General features: G+C 63.7%; 21 protein-coding genes. 13 read left to right on the top strand and 8 right to left on the bottom strand.

What is annotated here, in order from left to right; all coding sequences use genetic code 11:
* The coding region (locus BMW66_RS13810; protein WP_175483252.1) for a vWA domain-containing protein at nt 1–788 on the bottom strand (788 nt) is incomplete at its 3' end.
* Between the two features lie 215 nt (nt 789–1,003).
* Between BMW66_RS13810 and BMW66_RS13815 the strand changes: the two genes are divergently transcribed.
* The 11 genes from BMW66_RS13815 (at nt 1,004) to BMW66_RS13865 (ending at nt 13,902) form a co-directional block, all read left to right on the top strand.
* On the top strand, nt 1,004–1,651 hold the full coding sequence (locus BMW66_RS13815) for a DsbA family oxidoreductase (RefSeq protein ID WP_093119378.1): 648 nt from the start codon (nt 1,004–1,006) through the stop codon (nt 1,649–1,651).
* Nucleotides 1,652–2,009: 358 nt separating this feature from the next.
* Entirely contained in the window at nt 2,010–3,323 is a 1,314-nt protein-coding gene (ugpB, locus tag BMW66_RS13820) for a sn-glycerol-3-phosphate ABC transporter substrate-binding protein UgpB (protein ID WP_093119482.1), read from the top strand.
* A 62-nt stretch (nt 3,324–3,385) separates the two neighbouring features.
* A complete protein-coding gene (ugpA, locus tag BMW66_RS13825; protein ID WP_093119380.1) occupies nt 3,386–4,267 on the top strand; it encodes a sn-glycerol-3-phosphate ABC transporter permease UgpA in 882 nt (293 codons plus the stop codon).
* Nucleotides 4,267–5,115 carry a sn-glycerol-3-phosphate ABC transporter permease UgpE gene (ugpE, locus tag BMW66_RS13830; RefSeq protein ID WP_093119382.1) on the top strand — a complete coding sequence of 283 codons (849 nt, stop codon included), beginning with the start codon at nt 4,267–4,269 and terminating at the stop codon, nt 5,113–5,115. Before ugpA ends, ugpE begins: the two co-directional genes overlap by 1 nt.
* A 4-nt stretch (nt 5,116–5,119) precedes the next feature.
* Entirely contained in the window at nt 5,120–6,199 is a 1,080-nt protein-coding gene (locus tag BMW66_RS13835) for an ABC transporter ATP-binding protein (RefSeq protein WP_093119383.1), read from the top strand.
* 11 nt (nt 6,200–6,210) lie between these two features.
* Nucleotides 6,211–7,098 (top strand): glycerophosphodiester phosphodiesterase family protein, encoded by an 888-nt coding sequence (locus BMW66_RS13840; RefSeq protein ID WP_093119384.1) that lies wholly within the window; start codon nt 6,211–6,213, stop codon nt 7,096–7,098.
* Entirely contained in the window at nt 7,095–7,886 is a 792-nt protein-coding gene (locus tag BMW66_RS13845) for an HAD-IIA family hydrolase (protein ID WP_093119385.1), read from the top strand. The genes BMW66_RS13840 and BMW66_RS13845 overlap by 4 nt, the downstream gene beginning before the upstream one ends.
* Nucleotides 7,887–8,020: 134 nt before the next feature.
* Complete coding sequence (locus BMW66_RS13850; protein ID WP_093119386.1) at nt 8,021–8,797, top strand: DeoR/GlpR family DNA-binding transcription regulator; 777 nt, start codon at nt 8,021–8,023, stop codon at nt 8,795–8,797.
* Nucleotides 8,798–8,901: 104 nt separating this feature from the next.
* Complete coding sequence (locus BMW66_RS13855) at nt 8,902–11,151, top strand: hybrid sensor histidine kinase/response regulator (RefSeq protein ID WP_093119387.1); 2,250 nt, start codon at nt 8,902–8,904, stop codon at nt 11,149–11,151.
* 357 nt (nt 11,152–11,508) lie between these two features.
* Nucleotides 11,509–12,270, top strand: a complete 762-nt coding sequence (locus BMW66_RS13860; protein ID WP_093119389.1) for a 3-hydroxyacyl-CoA dehydrogenase — start codon at nt 11,509–11,511, stop codon at nt 12,268–12,270.
* 411 nt (nt 12,271–12,681) lie between these two features.
* Nucleotides 12,682–13,902, top strand: a complete 1,221-nt coding sequence (locus tag BMW66_RS13865; protein ID WP_093119390.1) for an MFS transporter — start codon at nt 12,682–12,684, stop codon at nt 13,900–13,902.
* A gap of 13 nt (nt 13,903–13,915) precedes the next feature.
* On the opposite strand, the gene BMW66_RS13870 is transcribed toward BMW66_RS13865, so the two are convergent.
* From BMW66_RS13870 to BMW66_RS13900, 7 genes are all read right to left on the bottom strand, one after another.
* On the bottom strand, nt 13,916–15,148 hold the full coding sequence (locus tag BMW66_RS13870) for a Tm-1-like ATP-binding domain-containing protein (protein WP_093119392.1): 1,233 nt from the start codon (nt 15,146–15,148) through the stop codon (nt 13,916–13,918).
* Nucleotides 15,145–16,089 carry a phosphotransferase enzyme family protein gene (locus BMW66_RS13875; protein ID WP_245729486.1) on the bottom strand — a complete coding sequence of 315 codons (945 nt, stop codon included), beginning with the start codon at nt 16,087–16,089 and terminating at the stop codon, nt 15,145–15,147. The genes BMW66_RS13870 and BMW66_RS13875 overlap by 4 nt, the downstream gene beginning before the upstream one ends.
* Nucleotides 16,086–17,378: an aspartate aminotransferase family protein gene (locus BMW66_RS13880; protein WP_093119395.1), complete on the bottom strand. Its 1,293-nt coding sequence runs from the start codon at nt 17,376–17,378 to the stop codon at nt 16,086–16,088. The genes BMW66_RS13875 and BMW66_RS13880 overlap by 4 nt, the downstream gene beginning before the upstream one ends.
* Nucleotides 17,378–18,862 (bottom strand): aldehyde dehydrogenase, encoded by a 1,485-nt coding sequence (locus BMW66_RS13885; RefSeq protein ID WP_093119397.1) that lies wholly within the window; start codon nt 18,860–18,862, stop codon nt 17,378–17,380. Before BMW66_RS13885 ends, BMW66_RS13880 begins: the two co-directional genes overlap by 1 nt.
* 4 nt (nt 18,863–18,866) lie before the next feature.
* Nucleotides 18,867–20,390: a tripartite tricarboxylate transporter permease gene (locus tag BMW66_RS13890; RefSeq protein WP_093119398.1), complete on the bottom strand. Its 1,524-nt coding sequence runs from the start codon at nt 20,388–20,390 to the stop codon at nt 18,867–18,869.
* 14 nt (nt 20,391–20,404) lie between these two features.
* Nucleotides 20,405–20,944: a tripartite tricarboxylate transporter TctB family protein gene (locus tag BMW66_RS13895; protein WP_093119400.1), complete on the bottom strand. Its 540-nt coding sequence runs from the start codon at nt 20,942–20,944 to the stop codon at nt 20,405–20,407.
* A 71-nt stretch (nt 20,945–21,015) separates the two neighbouring features.
* Entirely contained in the window at nt 21,016–21,957 is a 942-nt protein-coding gene (locus BMW66_RS13900; RefSeq protein ID WP_093119401.1) for a tripartite tricarboxylate transporter substrate binding protein, read from the bottom strand.
* Nucleotides 21,958–22,114: 157 nt separating this feature from the next.
* On the opposite strand from BMW66_RS13900, the gene BMW66_RS13905 reads away from it, so the two are divergent.
* On the top strand, nt 22,115–22,960 hold the full coding sequence (locus tag BMW66_RS13905; protein ID WP_093119403.1) for an IclR family transcriptional regulator: 846 nt from the start codon (nt 22,115–22,117) through the stop codon (nt 22,958–22,960).
* 4 nt (nt 22,961–22,964) lie between these two features.
* Nucleotides 22,965–24,320 (top strand): aminotransferase class III-fold pyridoxal phosphate-dependent enzyme, encoded by a 1,356-nt coding sequence (locus tag BMW66_RS13910; protein WP_093119404.1) that lies wholly within the window; start codon nt 22,965–22,967, stop codon nt 24,318–24,320.
* Nucleotides 24,321–24,471: the final 151 nt, after the last annotated feature.

The raw sequence follows: 24,471 nt of genomic DNA on the forward strand, positions 1-24,471 counted from the left end.
GCCCCGGCGGGCACGATGGTGACGAAATCATTGCCCGAGACCGTGCCGGTCCACGAGACGGCGAAGGCCTCGCCGGTCAACGCGGTTTCCGGCGCCTTCAGGGTCACTTCAGGCAATTCCGGCTCCGGCTCGGGCTCAGGTTCCGGCTCTGGCGCGGTGGTCACCGCAGTGGCTATCCGGTCCAGCGCATCGCCAAGCTGATCGGCCGTTCCGGCGGTGAAATACTGCCCCCCGGTTTCCTCGGCAATGCAGGACAGGGTGCCCGCCTCACCCTCGCTGACGCCAAAGCCGACGACATGCGCGGTAAATCCGACTCCCGTTCGCTCCAGTTCCGAGGCGAGTTCGCAGGGATTGCGCTCGCAGCTTTCGACCCCGTCCGAAATCAGCACCACCGTCGCAGGCCGGTCGGTGTACGACAGGTTGCGCGCCGCCTGTTCGACCGCGTCGGTCAGTGGTGTCTTGCCTGTGGGGGTGATGCCCGAGATCGCTTCGCGGATCGCGGCGCCATTGCCCGCCGCAGGGGGCAGAAGAAGCTCGATGTCGCCGCAATCACCCCTCCGGCGGTGCCCGTATGCCATCAGCCCGACCCGGCGTTCATCCGCCCATGATCCCAGAAGCCGCCCCATGGTCTGGCGTGCGATCTCGATCTTGGCGGTTCCGTCAATCTGCCCCCACATGGAGTTGGAGCCGTCAAAGACCACCATGACATCTTCGGATTCTGCCAGGGATTGTGCCGAGACACTGCCCGCAAAGATGCAAGACGCCAGACATGCCGCAAGTCGTTTCATGAGATAATTCCGCCATTTGAAAACCAGTTGCCTCGCAGAACACCACATGCCTGCCATCGTTTCAAGTATCAGCGCCGGCCGGTCGTCGCCCCTGTCACGCCGGGAAAACCACGCCGCGATTGGAGTCAGGGGGGTGCCGCCTTGAATTCCCCACTCTGTAGTCCCATCCTCGGTGCGTGGCTTGCTCAAACGCCATTGGTGAAAGGCATTGAAACATGACGGACCAGCCCCTGCGTATCGACATCGTCTCGGACGTGGTCTGTCCTTGGTGCATCGTCGGCTTTACCCAGTTGCGCACCGCGTTGCACGAGGTGGGCGTTCAGGCCGATATTCACTGGCACCCCTTCGAACTCAACCCCGACATGCCGCCCGAGGGGGAGAACCTGCGCGATCACATCATGTGCAAATACGGCAGCACGGCGGAACAATCACGCCGCGCCCGCGCCGATCTTGTGGATCTCGGGACAGATCTGGGTATTCCCTTCGTTTTCACCGAGGATAGCCGTATCGTCAATACCTTCGAGGCGCACCAGCTCTTGCATTGGTCCGCACAGGGGGGCCGCCAGACCGACCTGAAACTTGCGCTCTTCGACGCCTATTTTCGTCAGGGCCGCGACGTGTCGGATCGTGCCGTGCTTCTCGATGCCGCCGAAGCGGCGGGCCTCGACCGCGCCGATGCCGAAGCCGCTCTCAGCGATCCGCGCCTTCCGGAAGCCGTGCGCGAAAAGGAAGAGTTCTGGATCGCCCGGGGGATCCGGGGTGTGCCCGCCATGATCTTTGGCCGTCAGCATCTGGTAACCGGCGCACAAGGGATCGAAGGGTATCGCCGCGTGCTCGATCATCTGGCAAGCAACGCCGCCTGACACTGGCGGCCTCATCGACAATTCGAATGTTTCGCGATGGGGACCGAACGGTCCGCACCCGTGCAATGCCCGCGTGATGTTCCCTGCCTCGCGATAAGGTCACCGGGATGTTGGTGGCGACGGGCGACACACCCGGCAAGAGGCTTGCCGAACGGTGGCCCTCTTCGTTTGGATGAGGGGTTTCGCATTGCGACCTCACGTCAACGTCTCCTCCGTTCATATGAACATCAAACAGGGTTCATGCGAATGTTACATGGCACCCATATTTCGGCCTCAGCGGGCGATTCCCGCGTCACACCATCCTGAAACCTGATTCCGGGCGTCCAGCTACGAGCCCAAGGGAACAATGGAGACCGATATGAACGTCAAGTCCATTCTGACAGCGACGACCATCGCTTCGCTCGCCGCCGGCGCGGCGCACGCCGAAAAGGCCCAGGTGCAGTTCTGGCACGCCATGGGCGGTACGCTGGGTGAGATCACCGACAAGTTCGCCGCCGATTTCAACGCGACCTCCGACACCTGCGAGATCAACTCGATCTACAAGGGCAACTACACCGAGAACATGACCGCCGCCATCGCCGCCTTCCGCGCCGGTCAGCACCCCCATATCGTGCAGGTGTTCGAAGTCGGCACAGCCACGATGATGGCCGCCGGCGATCAGGGCGCGATCTACCCGGTCTACAAGCTGATGGAAGATGCCGGGATCGACTTCGATCCTTCGGCCTATCTTCCGGCCGTGATCTCCTATTACACCGACACCGACAACAACCTGCTGTCGCTGCCCTTCAACTCCTCCAGCCCGGTGCTGTGGTACAACAAGACCGCGCTCGACGCCGCCGGTGTGGACGTGCCGGAAACCTGGGACGAGGTGCACGCTGCCGCAGAGGCATTGAAGGCCAACGGCGTGGAAAAGCCCTTCTCCTTCGGCTGGCAGTCCTGGACCCAGATCGAGAATTTCTCGGCTTGGCACGATATGCCCATGGCAACCGAGGAAAACGGCTTCGCCGGGCTCGGCACCGAGTTCACCTTCAACAATGAAGCCGTCGTCAATCACATCCAGCGCATCGCGGAAATGGGGCAGGACGGGCTCTTCGGTTACGGCGGGCGCCGCGGCGACAGCCGGGCACAGTTCGTGAACGGGGAAACCGCGCTCTGGATCAACTCCTCGGCCTACTACGGCGGGTTCAAGCAGGACATCACCGATTTCGAATTCGGTCAGGCCATGCTGCCGGTCGATACCGATCTGGCCGACGCGCCGCAGAACTCCATCATCGGCGGGGCGACGCTCTGGGTTCTTCAGGGTCACGAGCAGCCCGAATACACCTGCGCGGCCGAGTTCTTCCAGTATGTCTCCGAACCCGAGCAACAGGCCTACTGGCATCAGAACACCGGCTATGTACCGATCACCACGGCCGCCTATGAGCTGTCGCGCGAGCAGGGATTCTACGAAGAGAACCCCGGCACCGACACCGCCATCAAGCAACTTAGCCTGAACACGCCGACCCCGGCGTCCAAGGGGGTGCGCTTCGGCAACTTCGTGCAGGTCCGCGACGTGATCAACGAAGAGCTGGAAGCGGTCTGGTCCGGCGACAAGACCGCGCGCGAGGCGCTCGACGCCGCGGTGGAGCGGGGCAACGCCCTGCTGCGCAAGTTCGAAAACGCCAACTCCTGATCTCCTGATGGCGTCCGGGGGGCCCGGTGACGGGCCCCTCCTTTCACGAAGGACCACCCCCCATGCAGAAAAGAGTGATCTTCAAGGCCCGGGGCCTGCCCTACCTGCTGGTGCTGCCACAGATCGCGATTACCGTGATCTTCTTCTTCTGGCCCTCATGGCAGGCGCTTGAAAGCTCCTTCTTCATCGAGGACGCCTTCGGCTTCTCGCGCGAATGGGTCGGTTGGCAGAACTACCGTGAGCTGTTCAACGATCCGGGCTATCTGCGGTCCTTTCGCAGCACGCTGATCTTCGGGTTGTCGGTGGCCGCCCTTGCGATGAGCCTCGCCCTCGGCCTTGCCGTGGCCGCCAACCGCGTCCTGCGCGCCACGCAGGGCTATCGCACCCTGCTGATCTGGCCCTATGCGGTCGCCCCGGCGCTGGCCGGCGTGATCTGGTATTTCCTGATGAACCCCTCGCTGGGCATTGTCGCCTACTGGCTCAAGGGGATCGGGGTGGAGTGGAATCACTATGTGAACGGCGATCAGGCGCTGCTTCTGGTGATCGTCGCCGCCGCATGGAAGCAGATTTCCTACAACTTCCTGTTCTTTCTCGCCGGGCTGCAAAGCATTCCCAAATCGCTGATCGAGGCCGCGGCGATCGACCGCGCGGGGCCGGTGCGCCGCTTCTGGTCGATCACCTTCCCGCTGCTCTCGCCCACCACCTTCTTTTTGCTGGTGGTCAACCTCGTCTATGCCTTTTTCGATACCTTCTCGCTGATCCACGCCACGACCGAGGGCGGCCCGTCCGATTCAACCTCCATCCTCGTCTTCCGCGTCTACAACACCGGCTTCATCGGACAGGACTATGGCGGCAGCGCCGCGCAGTCGGTGATCCTCATGGCGCTCGTCATCGTCATGACGGTCGTTCAGTTCCGCTATGTCGAACGCAAGGTAAACTACTGATGGTTGAAAACCGCCCCCTGCTCAAGCTGTTCACCCATGCCGTTCTGATCCTCGGCGTGCTGTTCCTGTGCTTTCCGGTCTGGATGTCGCTTGTCGCTTCCACCCACGGGCCCGGCGCCTTGTCGAAATCCCCGATTCCGCTGTGGTTCGGCGACCAGGCTTGGGAAAACTATTCGCAGCTTATCTTCGGCGGCATGTCCGAGGCGGGCGGCGTGCCGGTGGGCATGATGATGCTCAACTCTCTGATCATGGCTCTGGGCATCACCATCGGCAAGATCGCGGTCTCGATCCTTGCGGCCTATGCCATCGTCTATTTCCGGTTTCCCTTCCGCATGGGCTTTTTCTGGATGATCTTCGTCACCCTGATGCTGCCGGTGGAGGTGCGCATCCTGCCCACGTTCGACGTGGTCACGAAACTGGGCCTTCTCAACAGCTATGGCGGGCTCATCGTGCCGCTCATCGCCTCGGCCACGGCCACTTTCCTCTTCAGGCAGTTCTTTCTCACCGTCCCGGACGAGCTGGTGGAGGCCGCCCGCATCGACCGCGCCGGACCCATGCGTTTCTTCTGGGACATCCTGCTGCCGCTGTCGCGCACCAATATCGCGGCGCTCTTCATCATTCTCTTCATATACGGCTGGAATCAGTATCTCTGGCCGCTGCTCGTGACCACGGACGAGAGCCTCTATACCGTCGTGATGGGGATTCAGCGGATGGTCAACTCCGGCGAGCAGCTACCCGTCTGGCACTACATCATGGGCACCGCCATGCTGGCGCTGATCCCGCCGGTGATCGTGGTCGTCGCAATGCAGAACCTCTTCGTCAAAGGGCTCGTGGAAAGCGAGAAATAGCAACATGGCAACCTTGGAAATCAAATCTCTGGGCAAGACCTACCCCGGCAATGTCGTCGCCGCCGAAGGCATCGACATCGCCATAGAGGACGGTGAGCTTGTGGTGCTCGTCGGGCCGTCGGGCTGCGGCAAATCCACGATCCTGCGCATGATCGCGGGGCTGGAGACCATCACGACCGGCGATCTCTTCATCGCGGGAAAGCGGGTCAATGATCATGAACCGGGCGAACGCGATATCGCCATGGTGTTTCAGAACTACGCGCTCTACCCGCATATGACAGTGCGCGGCAACATGGCCTATGGCCTGCGCAACGAAGGCCAGCCGAAAGCCGAGATCGAGCGCCGCATTGCGGAGGCAGCGCGCACCCTGCGGCTCGAAGACTACCTCGACCGCAAGCCGCGCCAGCTTTCGGGTGGACAGCGGCAGCGCGTGGCGATGGGCCGCGCCATTGTGCGCGAACCGCGGATCTTCCTGTTCGATGAGCCGCTCTCCAACCTCGACGCCAAGCTGCGCACGCAGTTGCGCGCCGAACTCAAGGCGCTGCACCGCCGCCTCGGGGCCACGTTCGTCTATGTCACCCACGATCAGGTCGAAGCGATGAGCCTTGCCGACCGGATTGTGCTGATGAATGCCGGGCAGGTGGAACAGATTGGCACACCTCTTGATCTTTACCTGCGGCCCGCCTCCCGCTTTGTTGCGGACTTCATCGGCAGCCCCAACATGAATGTGTTCGAGGGGGTGCTCGATGGGGAGGCCCGTGCCCTGACCCTGAGTGGCGGCGGCAGCATCCGCTTTGCCGATCCGCTACCGGCCGCGCCCGGCGCGCGCGTGGCTCTGGGGATCCGCCCCGAACACCTGCACCCCGGAGACGAGGGGCCGGGGCGAATGGAACTGACCGTGACCTTCATCGAACAGCTTGGCGCCGACACCGTGGTGCACGGCACGCTGGGGAACGGCCGCGAGCCGCTGGCGGTGCGCTTGGACGGGGTCCAGATGCGCGAGGCCGGGGCATCCCTGCCGCTGATCTGTTCGCCCGAGCACATCCATCTTTTCGATGCCGATACCGGCCGCCGTTTGAACTAGGATCGCAACCTATGCCTCCCCGACCTACGCCCCGAATTTTCGGTCATCGCGGCGCGCCCTGCGTGCTGCCCGAGAACACCATCGCAGGGTTTGAGCACGCGCTCGACAGTGGCGCCGACGGTATAGAGCTCGACCTGCTCATCACCCGCGATGGCACCCCGGTCGTCACCCACAACCCGCGCCTGATGGCCGACACCACCCGCGACGCGGCGGGCGCATGGCTTGGCGTGGAGGGGCCGGACATCGCCACGCTCAGCTATGATGAGCTTGCCGCCTTCGACGTGGGCGGCGCACGCCCCGGAAGCGCCTATGCCAGCCGCTTTCCCGCGCAGGGCCAGCGCCCCGGAACTCCGGTGCCCAGGCTCACCGACGTAATACCGACGTTATACCGACGTAATACCGACGTGCTTTTCGAGATCAAAACCGACCCCCGACAGGCCTCGCATCTGCCCCTGTCGACGCAGGTTTCACGGGTGCTCGACGCAATCCGCGACGGCGGAATGGAGGATCGCGCCTACCTCCACGCCTTCGACTGGGCCGTGCTGGAAGAGGCTGCCCGCCAGGCCCCCCATATTCGCCGCTCTCATCTGACCTACACGCCCCCACCGGGTCGGGAGGGCACGTTCTTTCGCGGCTCCCCATGGCTCGGTTCAATGCGGCAATTTGGCCCCGCGCCGGATATGGTCGCGGCGGCGGGCGGCGCGGCATGGTCTCCGTATGTGTCTGATTTAACTGTGGAAAACCTCGCACGTGCGCAGGCTCTCGGGCTTGAGGTTCTGGTTTGGACAGTGACCGAGCCGGGGGCGATCCGCCGCGCGATCGACATGGGCGTGGACGGCATCATCTCCGACGATCCGGCCCGCGCCGTGGCGGTGCGCGATGCCGTGGGCGCGGCATGAACGCCGCTGAAATCTTCGCCCGATATGAGGCGATCCGCCCCCGCCTGCCAGTCGCCGGCCCCGGTGGCGAGGCCCGGTTGGCGCGAAATCTCGACGCGATAACAGACGCATACGATGTGTTCGTGTTCGACGCCTACGGCGTTCTGAACACCGGCACCCGCCCCATCCCCGGCGCCCGCGAACGCATCGCGGCGCTGCGCGCCGCGGATAAGACTGTCTTTGTTCTGACCAATGCGGCGGGCCACGATGCCATTGGAACACAACGCAAATTCCGCGCTCTCGGCTTTGATTTCAGCCCCGCCGAGATCCTGTCCAGCCGCGCCGTCTGCGAGACGCAACTTGCGCGAATTTCCCCCGACCCCTGGGGCGTGATGACCCAACCCTGCGCCCATCCCGGGGCTCTTCTCGTGCCCGTTCTGGCCCTCGGCGATACGCTGGAGAACTATGAAACCGCCGCCGCCTTTCTCCTGCTCGCCTCGGGAGACTGGACCCCGGACCGGCAGGCCCGCCTGATCGCGGCCCTGCGCGCCGACCCGCGCCCTGTGGTCGTCGCCAATCCCGACTTGGTCGCGCCGCGCCAAACCGGGCCAAGCCTGGAGCCGGGCTTCTATGCCCATGATCTGCAAGATAAAGCTGGCATTCCCGTCACCTATTTCGGCAAGCCGTTCGGGGCGGTTTTCGAGGCAATAGAGGCTCTTTTGCCCCCGGATATACCGCCCGGCCGGATCGCCATGATGGGCGACACGCTGCATACAGACATCCTTGGCGCGCAGGCCCGCGGCTGGTGATCCGTGCTTGTCACGGGGCACGGCCTCTACGCCGGAGCCGACCCCGCCCGGTTCATCGCCTGCTCGGGTATCGCCCCGGACTGGATCGTGCCCGGTATTTGACGTAAGGAAGACAAGGCCACCACGGAGCCGGAATGATCGACCTCAACGACAGGCAGCGTGAAATCGTCGCCCTGATCCGCAGATCAGGCCTGCAAAGCATCAATCGGCTGGCTGATCGCTTCGGTGTCGCCACCCAGACGATCCGCCGCGACATCAACGGATTGTGCGATCATGGATTGGCCCGGCGCGTGCATGGCGGGGTCGTTGCACCGTCGAATCCGGTCAACCTCAACTTCAGCGCACGGCGCATTCTCAACGAAGACGCCAAGCGCGCCATCGCCCGCGCCGCTGCCTGTGAAATTCCAAACGGAAGCACCGTTCTTCTGGGGATTGGCACCACCGTTCAGTATACTGCGGAAGCGCTGATGGAGCACGCTGATCTGACGATCATCACCAACAACCTCGAAGTGGCTACACTGCTTTGCATCGCCGACAGTGCCGAGGTTCACCTGCTTGGCGGCATACTGCGCTCCGACGACAGGGATGTTGTCGGCGGTCGCACCCTGCACGATATATCCCGCTTCGTCGCCGATGTCGGTGTGATCGGTGCGGGCGCGCTTGATCCTGAGCACGGAATCACCGATTTCAAATCTATTGATGCCGAGATTGGTCGCGCCATTCTTGCGCAGTCCCGGCGCGCGATCCTCGTGGCCGATGGTGCCAAGTGGAAAAAGCGGGCCAGTCACCGCGTTGCCGGTTTCGACCGCATCGACAGCTTCGTCACTGACGCCATAGAACACGCCGCTGTTGCCTGTCGTGGCGCCCCGGCATTGAACATAGTCGACGCCACCACGTTTGGCGATGAGTGATGCTGCGCCGCGTTGTGGTATCAGCAACGTTTGCGGGGGTCAGGAGAATTATGTGTGATTCGGAGCGGTTTTCTACGATACCATGATCGTTAGGTTCACGTCGCATGTCCTATTTGGACGGCGACACTATCCAGGTGATTGAAGTAATGAGTGATGAAGTGCCCGAACCTCCAACCTCGGAACAGTCGACCGTGGACAATCAGACAAAGGTACACGGTTCGATACTGAAGAAACTGAGTCCGACTTGGCTGCCGATCATTTATGCCTTGCTGGGTGCAGCGTGGATTCTCGGATCCGACTACGCACTGGGTATGTTGATTGAATGGAGCCAGTGGGACGTTCAGTACGCGCAGACAATCAAGGGCCTTGTTTTTGTCGCGATCACGGCCCTGTCGCTCTACCTGATCATGGCACACTATGCGCGGCGCCTGACCCGAGAGGCGCAGGCTGTAGTGGATGCGGAACGATCACTCCGAGATTTCAGTGATGCGGCGACTGACTGGCTGTGGGAAATGGGTCCCGATATGCGCATCAACTCCATTTCCGGGCGCTTTACGGCAATCACCGGAGACAGACCTGATGCCATACTTGGATTGTCCCGTGATGAGCTGATCGAAATGGCTGTTTCGAAGTTTGCGCCGCGCAAGGACGTGTCCAGCACGGCGCAGCAACCGTTTCGGGATCTCATTTACAGCTATCGGAATCGTGCTGGCCGGAATTTCTATTTCAGGCTGAGCGGAAAGCCTGTTTTCGGGCATGATGGCACATTTCTGGGGTATCGGGGTGCCGGAAGCGACGTCACGCGCGAGGTGGAGTTGCGCATGGCGCGCGACAGATTGGCCGAGATCATTGAATCGACCCCCGATTTTGTCGCTACGGCCGAGCTTTCGGGCAAGTTGCTTTTCATCAATTGTGGTGGCCGGAAACTCTTGGGTTTCGGATTGAACGAGGATCTGACCCACCTTTCCATGGCCGATCTGCGTCCAGAGGGCGCCGATACGGACTTTCGCAAGACCATACTCCCCGCCGCTCTTGAGCATGGCAGTTGGGCTGGGCGTACGGCGCTTCGCCATCGCAACGGCGAAAGCAAGATGGTCTCGATCGTTCTTCTGCTTCACACAGGCGCAACCGGAGATGTCGATTTCCTCTCGATGATCGCGCGCGACCTGACCGAAGAACTGCAGACTGAAGAACGCTTGAGGCGTGCCCAGAGAATGGATGCCCTAGGGCAACTCACAGGCGGCCTCGCTCACGATTTCAATAACCTTCTGATGGTCATGATGGGAAGTGCCGAGGCGTTGGCTGAACGCATCCCCAACGACGAAGAGGGCCAGAGACTTGCCGAGAGCATACTGCAAACCGGTGAACGTGGTGCCGATCTGACGCACCGCCTGCTGTCATTCTCGCGCAAACAGGCCCTAAGGCCCGAGCCTGTCGATGCATGGGAACTCGTCACCGCGATCGAGCCGCTACTGCGGCGTACATTGGGCGATCGAATTTCCGTCGAGGCGCAGGCTCCTGAGGAGATTTGGACGGTTCTGACCGATAAAACCGAACTTGAAACCTGTCTTCTCAATCTTGCCCTCAACGCGCGGGACGCGATGCCGGACGGGGGGAAGCTGTCCATCACCCTGCGCAATGAACGGGTCACGGGCACCGGATCCGGTTCGATCGGTGATCTGCCCGCAGGCGACTACGTTGCCATTGATGTGACCGATACAGGAACGGGTATTCCCGCAGAAATTCTTGGCCGGATTTTTGAACCCTTCTTTACAACCAAGGGAGACCTCAGAGGCAATGGTCTTGGTCTTTCAATGGTGTACGGGTTCGCCCGACAAACGGGTGGGACCATATCCGTGTCGAGTGAACAGAACCGTGGAACCACATTTCGGCTCATTCTTCCGAGTGCACATCGGGAGGCGGGTGCCATATCCTCGGAAACGGATCAATCCGGCCTGCGGGATGGCGCGGGTGCGACCATACTGGTTGTGGAGGATGATCCGCTCGTGCGTGCCAATCTCGTTGCGCAGCTGCAACATCTCGGACACAGGGTTCATGAAGCGGACAGCGGAACGGAGGCGCTTGCGCGTCTTGAGAGCATTCCCGTGCTTGACCTTCTGTTGACTGACATGGTGATGCCGGGTGGCATGAATGGTCAGGACGTCGCGCGAAAAATTCAGGAACGTCGGCCCGGTGCCGCGATCTTGTTCACTACGGGCTATGATGATCGATCACAGGTATCGCCGCGTGACAAGGACGACGAAACGCTGTGCGCTCCCATTCTATACAAGCCGTATCGACGGCCCCAACTCGAACAAGCCGTCAAGGAGGCGCTTGGCGTCGGGTCATCCTGAACCGTGCCGAAAAGGAACCGTTCATGATGCGCCAACGCATCTCATCCCACAACGGGGCGGCATCTCGATCCGACAAAGAGTCCGCGGCTTTTGCGATCAACCTGTCGCGGATTTGAGAGTTGTTGGTTAACGAGTTGAAATCGTTGAAAAACCCTTGTCTGCATCACGTCGGTAATACGTCGGTATCGGGGTCCGTGCGGGCCGGGGTAAACGCGGCGAGCGCACGCGGCGATCCGCACAACGCCCCCGTGACGTGGGGTTCGAGTTGACCTGAACCCGGCGGCGCAGCATGTGTTGCCGCAAGGGAAGCGCCCGACATAACGGCCGGGCGCGGAGGACGACCGAAGGGAGACGATCATGGATATTCAATCGACCATCGCAGTGGTGACGGGCGGGGCCTCGGGCCTTGGAGAGGCAACGGTGCGCGAGCTGGCCGCCGGCGGGGCGAAGGTGGGAATCTTCGACCGCGACGCGGAGCGGGGCGAGGCCGTGGCAACCGAACTGGGCGAGAACGTCATCTTCTGTTCCGTGGATGTGACCGACGAGGCGAGCGTGAACACGGCGCTCGACACGGTGTCGGAGCGTTTCGGTGCGATCAACGCTGTGGTCAACTGCGCCGGGATCGCGATTGCCGCCAAGACGGTGGGGCGTGACGGGCCACATGCGCTCGATGCCTATCGCAAGGTGATCGACGTGAACCTTGTAGGCACGTTCAACGTGCTGCGGCTGACCGCCGCGCGCATGGAGAAAAACGCGCCGAACGAGGACGGCGAGCGCGGCGCGATCGTCAACACCGCCTCTGTCGCGGCCTTCGACGGGCAGAAGGGGCAGGCGGCCTATGCCGCATCCAAGGGTGGCGTGGTGGCCACAACCCTGCCGGTGGCGCGTGATCTGGGCCGCTCTGGCATCCGTATCAACACCATCGCGCCGGGGCTGTTCCTCACGCCAATGTTCGAGAGTCTTGGCGAGGAGGTCTGCAAGGAGCTGGCCAAGGACGTGGTGTTCCCGGCCCGTCTCGGGCGGCCGTCGGAATATGCCCGTCTGGCGAGCTTCCTGCTGTCGCATCCCTACATGAACGGTGAGACGATCCGCCTTGACGGGGCGCTGCGGATGCCGTGAGGCGGATGCTTCAAGAGGCGAGAGGCAACCCGAAGGCCCCGGCGATGGGGCCTTTTCCTGTGGTCGGTTCTGGGGTGGTGCGGAGGTGGCCGGGCCGTCTTGCGCCTTTCGAGGACCTGCCGTGCCCGTGAGACGCCGTGCGGTGTCCGGCTGCGGGTGGGCGTCGAGACGTGTTTGGATGGCAGTTAATGCCGGTCCAATACACCCACGTTTTCAGAATCTTGATCCGTCACAAAAGCGCCCGCCCGGTGGGGCGGACGGACGCTGCGCGGCGGCGCGTGCCGCGCCTTGATCCCGCGCGGACCTCATTGGCCTCTTTCATGGTTGGGACGCTGTGCCATTCGTTTGGGAACCCCGGGATGGCGATCGGGGTAAATACCGATACACTGAGGCGAATCGTGTCGAGGCGGCATGGCCGGAGTATCGGAGGGCTGCGCCATCACCTATTTCCAGAGCTTGTCCGCCGCGGGGTTTGCCGCAACCGCGATCAGCTACGGGCCCGGTCGCATGGGGTTCGGCCTTTTCGTGCCCGAGATCAGCGCAACCTTCTCGATGTCGTCCACGATGGTCGGCCTTGTCTCCAGTCTCGGATTCCTGGGGTTTTTCATCGCCCTGATGATCGCTCAGGCATTGCTCAGCCGGCAAGGGCCGGGGGTGCCGGTGCTGTCCGGTCTCGGGGCCGCCACGGCGGGGATGGGCATCGTGGCGCTTGCGCCGAACGTTCCGGTTCTGGCGGTCGGAGTCTTTCTTGCGGCGTCGAGCGCCGGATTCGCGTGGACGCCGTTCAACGACGCGGTGCATCGCAAGATACGGGACGTGGATCGCCCTGCGGCGTTTTCGGAGATCAGCACGGGCACCAGCGTGGGAATCGCGTTGGCCGGACTTTCCGCGCTTGTGGTGGCTCTCACGGGCCTGTCGTGGCGGTGGTGCTGGGCCTTCTTTTCACTCGCGGCTGCGGCGGCGTTCGTCGCCAACCGGATGTCGCTGCGGTCTGTTGAAAAGGCATCGGACGCGGTGCCGGAAGTCCGCTGGCGCGACTTGTTTCAAGGCGCGGCGGCCCCGCTCTTTGCCATCGGCTTCGTCTATGGGGCAACATCGGCCATCTATATCTCCTTCGCGGCCAATCACATCCGTGAAAGTGGCGGCGTTCCGGGGGTGTCCGCCGCCGCAACGCCCGCGCTTGTCTTCATCTGCTTTGGGCTTTTCGGTCTGGTGGGACTTCTGACCGGTCGATTGAAGGGTCGTTTTGGGCTTGCGTGGCTGGTGCGGCTGGTGATGCTGAGCGGGGCGGGGTCTGTCATCCTTGTCGCGGCTCTGCCAGACAGTTGGGCCGGGCTGATCGGGTCAGCGGGCCTACAAGGCATGCATGTCATGGTGACAAGCGCGATTCTGGCGTTCTGGTCGGAACGTTTGTTCCCGCATCTTCCGGCGCTCAGCTTCACGGCGGCGCTTCTTGCCAGCGCGGCGGGGAGCGTTCTGGGGCCGGCGGCGGCCGGTGCCGCGATCGACGCCTTCGGAGCGCAGGCGATGTTTTTCGGGGCGGCGGTATTGCCGGTTGCCCTGTTGATCGTGCTGCGCGACCGCCATGTTCGGGACGCCCCGGTCCCGATGGGGGCGGCGGGGTCATTCTGAAGCCCGCCCAGGCTCAGATTTTCACGACGCCTTGTGCGATCCAGTCATCGAGGATATCAAGCGCCGCCGCGCTGAAGGCCGCGTCGTTGATATGGGCGTCGAGGCTGTGCAGCGTCACGTTACCGGGCAGGGTCTTTTCGATCTCGTCGCAGAAGGCGGCCAGCCCGTCCGCGTCGTGCAGATCGGCGCCGGGGCGGTCCCATTCGTTGCAGCCCCTCGTTGGCAGCAGGAAGGCGGTCGGCCCCTTGGCGCCCGAGAGTTTTTCGGCGTGGGCGCGGGCGACCTCGCGGCGGCCCGCCTCGTCGAGAACGACGGATTTGATCAGCCGGTTGTGATCATGGGCGGGGAAATCGGCGAAACGCTCCGGCACGGGCTGCCATGCGATCAGATCCACAAGGTCATAGCAGCCCGGCGCCACGATCTGCGGGATGCCGCGCGCCCCGGCATTTGTAAGCCGGTCGGCCCCCGCCGAAAGCCCGCCCATCATGTGATTGCCCACCTCCTGCGTGGCGAAATCGAACACGGCGGCAAACGCCCCCTCGGCGGCCAGCGACTCAAACGCACGCCCGCCCATGCCGGTGGCGTGGAAGACGGCCACCTCGAACCCGCGTTTTTCAAGCTCGGGCTTGAGCGTCACCATGTAGTGCAGGATCGTCTTGCCGAAGGAGGTCATGCCGATCAGGGGCCGGTCGCGGCGGGGCTTTTCCACCGCGCGCGCCGCGCCCAGCACCGCGCCCGCTGCCTGCGACAGCGACGATTTGCACACCGAGTTGAGGCCATAGAGACCGCCCGCCCAAAGGATCATCTGAATATCGGCGGCAAGCCGTTCGGGCGGCAGCATGGCCGAGAAGGAGACGGTGGAGACCACGTATTTCGGCACGCCGAGCGGCAGCGCCTGACACACGTCGAGCGCCAGATCGGTCCCCATGGAGCCACCGAGCGCGATCACCCCGTCGATCCGCCCCGCATCGTAGAGGCGGCGGGCAAGCCGCGCCGCGCCGCGCGCCATGATCTGCATGGCAATGTTCTCGTCGCCGCTTTCGATGGCCTGCGCGATGGTGCCGCCGCCGGCCTCTGCCACGTCATGCTTGGACAGATCGGTGGGCTGGACAGGGTCGCCCAGCACGCTGACATCCATGCTGAGCACCTCGCCGCCTTGTTGCCGGATGCAGTCGCACAGGTAGTTGAGTTCATCGTCCTTGGTGTCATAGGTGCCGATGACAAGGATGGTTCTGGGGTCGGTCATGCGGATCTCCGGTCAAGATAGCGGCGCGAAAGGCGGGTGGCGCGGTCGATGGCGCGGGCGGATCGCTCTGCGGTGCCCGGCTCTCCCAGCCGGTCGGCGATCCAGCCGACATAGGTCAGCGCGCGGATGGTCAGCAGCAGGTCGAGATGGCCATCGTCCACCCGCCGCCGCCGGGCATAGCCCGCGCAGAGCGCGGCGCACAGGGCGAGAAAATCGGGCCGGTCGACATAGCGTAGCAGGAAGGTCGCCAGCTCGAAATCGCGGTAGCCGAAGGCGGCATCGTCGAAGTCGATGAAGGTGATCTCCGGCCCGTCGATGAGCATGTTCTCGGCCAGAAGATCGGCGTGGATCAGGCCAACATCGGGCGCGGGATCCAGCGCGTCCAGATCGGCGCGGGCGGCATCACGCGCGGCCTTGAGCAAGGCGCGCTGATCGCCGGTCAGATGCGGGTGGTCCCAGAAGCGCCCCCAGAGCGGGGCGTCGCCCAGAAGCGCCTCCGCGCCCCAGTCGGGGCGGTCGAAGCCTTCGGGCGGTTGCCATGCGTCGGTCAGATCATGCAGGCGGGCCATCTGCGCGCCGAGGTTTTCACACAGGGTGATCGGATCGGGGTGGTCGATCTGATCTCCGTGGCCCAGCGGACGGCCGGGCAGCCACGACAGCATGTCCACCTGCACGCCATCCAGCGTATGCACAAGCGCGCCGTCCCGGGCCGGGCGGGGCCGGGGAACGGCAAAGCCGTTTTCCACCAGATAGGCCATCCATTGCAACTCGGAGCGCAGCTGCGCGTCGCTGCGATAGCCGGGGCGGTGCAGGCGCAGGGCAAGTTCGGAGCCATCGGCCATCACGCGGTAGACAGTGTTTTCGCGCCGCGCGGCAAGGGTGACATCGGCCCCGGCCATGTCCCACGCGGCGAGCGCCTGTGTCACGCGCGGGTCCATCATGCCTCCAGCGGGGTTTCGGCAAGCGCCTCGTCCAGCGTTCGCAGCATGAGATCGGCGTCCTGCTCAGAGAAGGGCAGAGGCGGGCGCATTTTCAGAACGTTGTAGTGAACCCCGAGGAAATTGAGCAGCACACCCTTGCGGCGCATGACGTTGGCGATGCGTTTGGTGAAGGCTGTGGCGGGGGTCTTGGTGTCGCGATCGAGCACAAGTTCGGCGCCGAAAAACAGCCCCGAGCCGCGCACGTCGCCGATGCAGGCGTGCTTGCCGGCCAGCGCGCGCAGCCCGTCGCGGGCATGATCGCCCACGGCGCGGGCGTGGTCCATCAACCCTTCCTCCTGCACCACATCGAGCGTGGCATGGGCGGCGGCGGCGGAGACGGGGTTGCCGCCGAAGGTGTTGAAATATCGGAACCCCTCGCGGAAGGCGGTCATGATGTGCGGTGAGGTGACGACGCCGCCGACCGGGTGGCCGTTGGCCATCGGCTTGCCGATGGTGACCACATCGGGGGTGAAGCCGGCCTTCTGATGCCCCCAGAAGTGGGTGCCGAGGCGGCCGAAGCCGGGCTGCACCTCGTCGGCGATGACGATCCCGCCCGCGCGGCGCACCGCGTCGATGGCCGGTTGCAGCCAGCCGCTTTCTAGCGTGGGAAATCCCTCGTTGGCGAAGAACGGGCAGATGATGAGGGCCGACAGGCCGTGCCCCTTTTCCTCAAGCTCCGCGATGCGGGCCTCGACGTCGGCGGCGAAGGCGCGGGCGTGGGCCATTCCGGTCTCTCCGCCCTGCGGGCGGTAGCTGTCGGGGGCGGTCACGAAGGCCACGTTGTCCCATGCCCCCGGCGGCGGGTTGGTGCGCGAAAGCTGGCTCACCGCGAGGGTATTACCGTGGTAGGTGTGATCGGTGGCGATTACCCCGGTCTTGCCGGTCACGGCGCGCGCCATGCGCAGGGCGATGTCGTTCGCCTCCGACCCGGTGCAGGTCATGATCGCGGTGGACAGCGGATCGTCGAATGTCGCGGTCAGCGCCTCCACGTAGTCCAGTATCCCCTCGTGCAGATAGCGAGTGTGGGTGTTGAGCGTGCCGGCCTGTTTGCAGATCGCCTCCACCACCTTGGGGTGGCAGTGCCCGACGTGAGGGACATTGTTGTAGCAATCGAGATACTTGCGCCCGTCCGCGTCCCAGACCCACGCGCCCGCTCCCCGGACAAGATGCACAGGCTCTTCGTAGAAAGTGGACATGTTCGGGCCGAGCAGGCGCGCACGGCGCTCCATCAGGGTTTGCGTGTCAGTCATCACAGCTTGATCCATGCGGTCTTGAGATCGACGTATTTATCCAGCGCGTGCAGGGATTTGTCATGCCCGTTGCCCGATTGTTTCACCCCGCCCAGTGGCACGGTGACATCGGCGCCGCCATAGGTGTTGACATGCACCAGCCCGGCACGGACTCCCGCGATCATGCGGTGCGCGCGCGACAGGTTCGACGTCCAGACCGCCGAGGACAGGCCATAGATGCTGTCATTGGCCAGCGTCACGGCCTCCTCTTCGGTCTTGAAGGTCTGCACGGCGAGGACGGGGCCGAACACCTCTTGCTGGGCGAGGCGATCTCTCGTCTTGACGTCGGTGACGATGGTCGGCTCCATGTAATAGCCGCCGGTCTCTTGCAGGATGCGATTGCCGCCCAAGGCGATGGTGTTGCCTTCGGCCACGGCGCTTTCGATGAAGCCGAGGTTGCCCTCCAGCTGGTCCAGCGAGTTCACCGCGCCGATCTGGGTGGACAGATCGAGCGGATCGCCCACCTTCAGCGTTTCCGTATGGCGGGCGACGGCGGCGACGAACTCGTCGTGGATCGACTCTTCCACCAGCAGGCGGGAGCCGGCGACGCAGACCTGCCCGGAGTTGCGGAAGATGCCCATTGCCGAGACTTTCGCGGCCTCGTCGAGATCGTGAGCGTCGGCAAAGACGATGTTGGGCGATTTGCCGCCCAGTTCCAGATAGCAACGCTTGAGGTTCGAGCGCGCGGAATATTCCAGCAGGCGGCGGCCCGTCGCGCCCGAGCCGGTGAAGACCATCACGTCCACGTCCATCGACAGCGCCAGCGCCTCGCCCGCGACAGAGCCCTGACCCGTGACCACGTTGAGCACGCCATCGGGCAGCCCGGCCTCGGACGCAAGCTCCGCCAGACGCAGCAGCGACAGCGAGGCGGTTTCGGCCGGTTTCAGCACCACCGAGTTGCCCATCGCCAGCGCCGGCGCCAGTTTCCACGCGCCGATCATCAGCGGGAAGTTCCACGGCACGATGGCGCCGACCACGCCCACCGGCGTCTTGTGAACAAGGCCCAGAACCGAAGGGTCGGTGGGGGCGATCTCTCCGTAGATCTTGTCGAGCGCCTCGGCGTAATAGCGGAAGGTGCCCGCCGCCGAGCCCGGCTCTGCCTTGATCGCCATGTTCAGTTCTGTGCCGTTGTCGCGAACCCCCAGAACCGCGAGGTCCAAGGCATTTTCCTCGATCAACTCGGCCAGACGGAGCAGGATCTTCTTGCGCGCGGCGGGGGCCATGCGCGACCAGCGGCCATCCTCGAACGCCGCGCGGGCGCAGGCCACGGCGCGGTCCACGTCGGCGGGCGCGGCGCGGGTGAGTGTCGTGAACGCCTTGCCGTCGATGGGGGAGATCACGTCGAGCGTCTCGCCGTTGCCGTCCTGCCAGCCCCCGTCGATGAAGAGCTTGCGGGGTGGCACCCTAGTGGAGCGGAGCGCGTCGATTTTGGATTGGTCGAGCATTGGACTACCTGAGATGACTGTCGTGAATGTCGTGGTCGTGATCCGACTCCGCGATGCGGTTGCGGTGTTCACGGATGAGGGTGCGCACATGCAGCACCAGAACGAGAACGATGAGGCCGGCGATGATGGCCGCGATGGGGCGGTCCACCATGTCGAGCGGGGTCTTGATGCGTGCCATGCCGGAGCGCAGCTTGACCTCCATGATGCCGCCAAGCACCATGCCGAGAATGATCGGCACCACCGGCAGGTTCAGCCGCTTGAGCACCAGCCCCAGCACACCGAAGCCCGCCGCGATGGCGCAGTCGGTGACGGAGTTGCGCAGCGAATAGACGCCCACGAAGCTCAGCGACAGGATGATCACGCCGAGGAACCGGGTGGGAATCTGGATCACGCGGGTGAGCAGGTTGGTGGAGAAGATCAGGAACACCAGCACGATCACGTTGAGCAGCAGCATCGCGATATAGAGCGCGTAGACGAAATCGAGATCGTTCTGGAAAAGCTGCGGGCCCGGAATGACGTTATGCACGTAAAAGACCGAGAGCATCATCGCGGTCAGCGCCTCGCCGGGGATACCAAGCGCCAGAAGCGGGATCATCGCCGCGCCGGGCACGGCGTTGTTGGCGGCCTCCGACGCGATCAGACCTTCGGGGGACCCCTTGCCGAACTCTTCTGGCGTTTTCGAGGATTTCTGCGCGTAGGTGTAGGACATGAACTGCGCGGTGAACTCGCCCACGCCAGGGATCATCCCCATCACCACGCCGAACCCCGACGACGAGGTGGCGACGCGCTTGTGGCGGAACAGCTCTCCCATCTTCGAGAAGACGTTGCCCTTGACCGGCTGGGGGTGGGGGGTGGTGTCGCGGTCCACCAGAAGCATGAACGCCTGGCTGATGGCGAACAGGCCCAGCACCACGACGATCAGATCGAACCCGCTTGTCAGCCAGCTTTGATCGAAGGTGAAGCGGCGGGTGTATTTCACCGGCTCAAGCCCCACGGTGTTGAGAAAGATTCCGAAGAAGGCCAGCATACCGGCGGCGAACACCTGCCCTCGGTGCGCCAGCACCACCAGGATGATCCCCAGAAGCGCGGCGAGAAAGATCTCCCGGCTGCCGAAATGCGGGGCGATGAGGGCCAGTAGAGGGGCCAGAAGGATCAGGCAGAGGATGGCGAAGACGCCGCCGAAGAACGACGCGGTATAGGCCAGCGCAAGTGCGCGCTGCGCCTCGCCGCGCAGTGTCATCGGGTGGCCGTCATAGGTGGTGAGCGCGTTGACCGCCGTGCCGGGCGTGTTGATCAGGATCGCCGGCAGTGCGCCGCCATACATCGAGGAGCCGTAGATCCCCAGCAGCATGGTCAGCCCCACGATGGGGTCGAAGGAGAATGTCGCCGGCAGCAGGATGGCGATGGCCACCGCCGCGCCGACGCCGGGAATGGCGCCGATGATCACGCCGCCGATGGAGCCGATCAGAAGCGCGACGACCACATCCCAGCGCGCGAGAAGCTCCAGCCCGGAAAACAGGGTGTCCATGTCTCAGGCCCTTTTCAGAAATAGGTCAGCATGAAGGAGCGCATCGCGCCCGGCAGGTATTCGTAGATCGCGCCGCCGGGCACCTTCACCTGAAGGAAGGACTTGAACAGAAGCACGATGGCAAGGGCGGTCAGCGCGGCGAAGCCGAGCATCCGGCCGCCGCGATAGCCAAGGCGGAACGTCAGGATCACGGCAAAGGCCACGGTGGAGAGCAGATAGCCCAGTTGCGGCACGAGCAGCACGTAGACGAGGAACCACGCCACATACTCCAGCGATCGCAGCCAGAAGGTCACCTCTGCCAGCCGTCCGGGAATGCGGGGCGAGATGAATGAGCTGGCCAGATGCAGCGCGCCGAATATCGCCATGCCCCAGACCGCCACCGCGGGCCAGAATGCAGGCTGCGCGACAAGCTGCGTGCGCTTTACCCATTCGGTCTGCGTGCCGAGGTTGGCCAGCAGGAAAAGGGCGAAGAGCATGAAAAAGACAGCGAAAACAAGGTCTCCGGGACGCCGGTAACGCTTGAAGAGGTCCTGAAGGGTCTTGATGCGAGACATCCGTGGGCTCTTTCAGGCAGAAGGAAGGGAAGATGGACCGGCGGGGCGTTCCCGCCGGTCCGGGAGCTGAATCACTCCAGCATCTGTTCGATGCGGCCCAGCGTTTCGATGTCCTTCTCGATCAGCGCGTTCACCTCTTCGGGGTCCTGCCAGTAGACCAGCGCGCCGGTTTCAGCGGCCAGTTTCTGTGCCTTGTCGGACATCACGGTTTCCTTGGCCACCGCGATGATCTTGTCGCGCGCCTCTTGCGGCACGTCCTTGTGCACGAACAGCCCGTTCCACAGCGCGATGTCAAGCTCGGGCGCCAGTTCGGCTACGGTGGGGGTGTCGGGGGTCAGGCTGATGCGTTCGCCGCCGATGGAGGCGAGCACCTTCACGTCGTCAAGGCACGGCATGATCAGTTGCAGCGTGGTGTTGATCACGTCCACATCGCCTGAGGCCAGCGTGTTGCAGTCCAGCGCGTCGAAGGCCGCGTCAGAGGAGAACTCGAACCCCTTGGTCTCGGCCAGTGCGAAGGTCACCTGCGTGGGCACCAGCGGCGCGCCGAAGTGGCCAAGCGCCACATCGTTGTCCTGCGCGTGGGCCGCGAGCCCGTCTATATCGTCATAGGGCGCGTCCCCGGAGGTGGCGATCACGAAGGGATAGGTGAGGAAATTGCCCAGCGGCTCGAACGGGTTGGGGTTCAACTCGGGAATCCCGATCTGCGGGCCGACCACCGGCACCGCGATAATGAACGATCCAACAGTGTAGCCGTCGGCGGGTGCATTGGCCACGTCGATGGCGCCGGGGAAGGGGCCGCCGCCGCCACCGGGTTTGTTCACCACGGCGGCCGGCACGCCGTATTCGGCCTGAAAGTTGTCCGCGATCATCCGCGTCAGCACATCCTCAAGATCCCCCGGAGGCCAGGGCACCACGAATTCGACCGGCTTTTCGGGGTATTCGGCCACTGCGGCGCCACCCATTGCGGCCATGGCGATGGCCAGCGCCCCGCCAAGCATTGTTCTGGTTGTCATGCGTTCTCTCCCTGTTGCACGTCGGTTCATATAGTGAACCATAGGTTCGAAAATAGATTGACAGGTTAACGATATTTCTGTCAACACTATTCTCAGGGTGACGCAATCGGACTCGTCCGGCAAAGAATTTTTCCACGGTCAGGGAGGGGCGCAAACAATGGGAACGGTATCCAAAGCCTTGTCTCTTATCGGCTTTTTCTCTCGCGCGCGGCCCCTGATCGGGTTGAGCGAAATGTCCCGGCTGTCGGGCCTGAACAAGGCGACGGTTCACCGGCTGCTCAGCGAAATGGCAGAGCAGGGATTCGTCGAGCAGGCCGGGACGGGACGGGCGTACCGCCTCGGCCCGATCTACCCGCGTCTGGCCGCGCTGCGGGAGGCTGCGGTGCCAACACGCGAGGTGGCGCAGCGGGTGCTGGAGCGGATCAGCCACGAGACCGGCGAGACCGCGCATCTTTCACTGGTCCAGGGCGGCCGGCTCAGCGTCGTGGCCTATGCCTACAGCCCGCAGCACGGCACGCGCGTGACCATGGAGGACGCCGACGAGATCGGATTTCACAGCACAAGTTCCGGTCTCGCGGTGCTGGCCTACAGCGCGCAGGAGTTTACCGAGGCAATCCTTACCGGCCCGTTGGAACAGCGCACGCCACTGACCGAGACCGACCCCGACGCCCTGCGCCGGACCATTGCAACGGTGCGCGAGACCGGCATTTCAGAGAGCGTGAGCGGGTTCGAGATCGACGTTCATTCCCATGCCTGCCCGATCTTCGACGCCGCGCAGTGCTGTATCGGCGGGGTGGCCGTGGCGGCCCCGATCAGCCGCATGGACGAGGCGTTGCGCGCGCATGTCCGCGCCGTTCTGCCCCGCAGCGCCATCGAACTGACGCGGCTTCTTGGCGGGTTCGCGCCGGATGCCTTTCTGCGGCTGGCCGCGAAAACCTCCGGGCCCGCCGTGCAAGATACCCCTCCCCAGCCGGGCCACGGCCTGGCCGCTTCGAAAGGATAACCCGATGAAAGACAGCAATTTTCTCAAGGAAAAGAACGCCAGATCGTTCTGGCATCCGATGGCGCATCCCGCCGACAGCCTTGCCAACCCGCCCACCATCGTGACCGGGGCGCGGGGGGTTCGGATCTCGGATGTGGACGGGCATGAGGTCGTCGACGCCGTGGGCGGTCTGTGGAACGTCAACCTGGGCTTTTCCTGCGCGCCGGTGAAGGCGGCCATCGCGCAGCAGCTTGAGGCGCTGCCGTATTACTCCACCTTCCGGGGCACGACGAACGACGCGGTGATCGAGCTGAGCGAGGAACTGCGGGAGTTCTTTGCCCCTGACGGGCTGGAGCGCGCGTTCTACACCTCGGGCGGATCGGATTCGGTGGAGACCGCGCTGCGGCTGGCGCGGCAGTATCACAAGATCCGTGGAGACGCCGGGCGCACCAAGTTTCTCAGCCTGAAAAAGGGGTATCACGGCACCCATTTCGGTGGCGCCTCCGTCAATGGCAATGCCAATTTCCGGACGCAATATGAACCGCTTATGCCCGGATGCTATCATATTCCGGCGCCCTACGCCTATCGCAATCCCTTCGGCGAAACGGACCCCGAAAAGCTGTCGCAACTGTGCCTTCAGGCGCTGGCCGACGAGATCGCCTTTCAGGGGGCGGAGACGATTGCCGCGCTGATCATGGAGCCCGTTCTGGGTGCGGGCGGTGTGATCGTGCCGCATGAAAATTTCATGCCCGGCGTGCGGGAGATCTGTTCGAAACACGGTATCCTGCTGATCGCCGATGAGGTGATCACCGCCTTCGGCCGCACCGGAAGCTGGACCGGCAGCCGCCATTGGGGTGTGCAACCGGACCTGATGTGCACCGCCAAGGCGATCACGAACGGCTATTTCCCCTTTGGCGCGGTGATGATCGCGGGGCATGTGGCCGAGACGTTCGAGAAGGATACCACCGGGCGGGCGTCGATCGGGCACGGCTATACCTATTCCGGCCACCCGGTCGGGGCGGCCGCCGCGCTGGCCTGTCTGGCGGAGACCAAGCGGTTGAAAGTCAACGAAAATGCCGCCGCGCGGGGCGCCGAGCTTTATGCCGGGGTGCGGGCAATGGCCGACAAGCACGCGCTTGTGGGCGATGTGCGCGGAGGGCAAGGGCTTATGTGCGCGCTGGAGCTTGTGAGCGACCGCGCCGCCAAGACCCCGATCGACAAGAGCACCATCGGCAAGGTGCAGGAAGCCGCCTATCAAAGCGGGGCGATGATCCGCGTTTCCGGGCCGAATGTCATTCTGTCGCCGCCACTTGTGCTGACGTCAGACGATGTTCAGACCATCTTGACGGCCGTTGACGCGGGGCTTTCGGCGGTCGCCTGAGTGGTGGGAAGGGGGCCTTCGGGCCCCTTTTTGCTCGAATCAGGGTTAACGTGCTGATTTGGCGGGAAAACCCGTTTCGGTATAACGTCGGTATTTTGTCGGTATCACGTCGGTGGCGCTGGCCCGCGCGGCGCCCGAAGGCGCGCCGTTA

It is taken from the genome of Salinihabitans flavidus (genome assembly GCF_900110425.1).
Classification (GTDB): domain Bacteria; phylum Pseudomonadota; class Alphaproteobacteria; order Rhodobacterales; family Rhodobacteraceae; genus Salinihabitans; species Salinihabitans flavidus.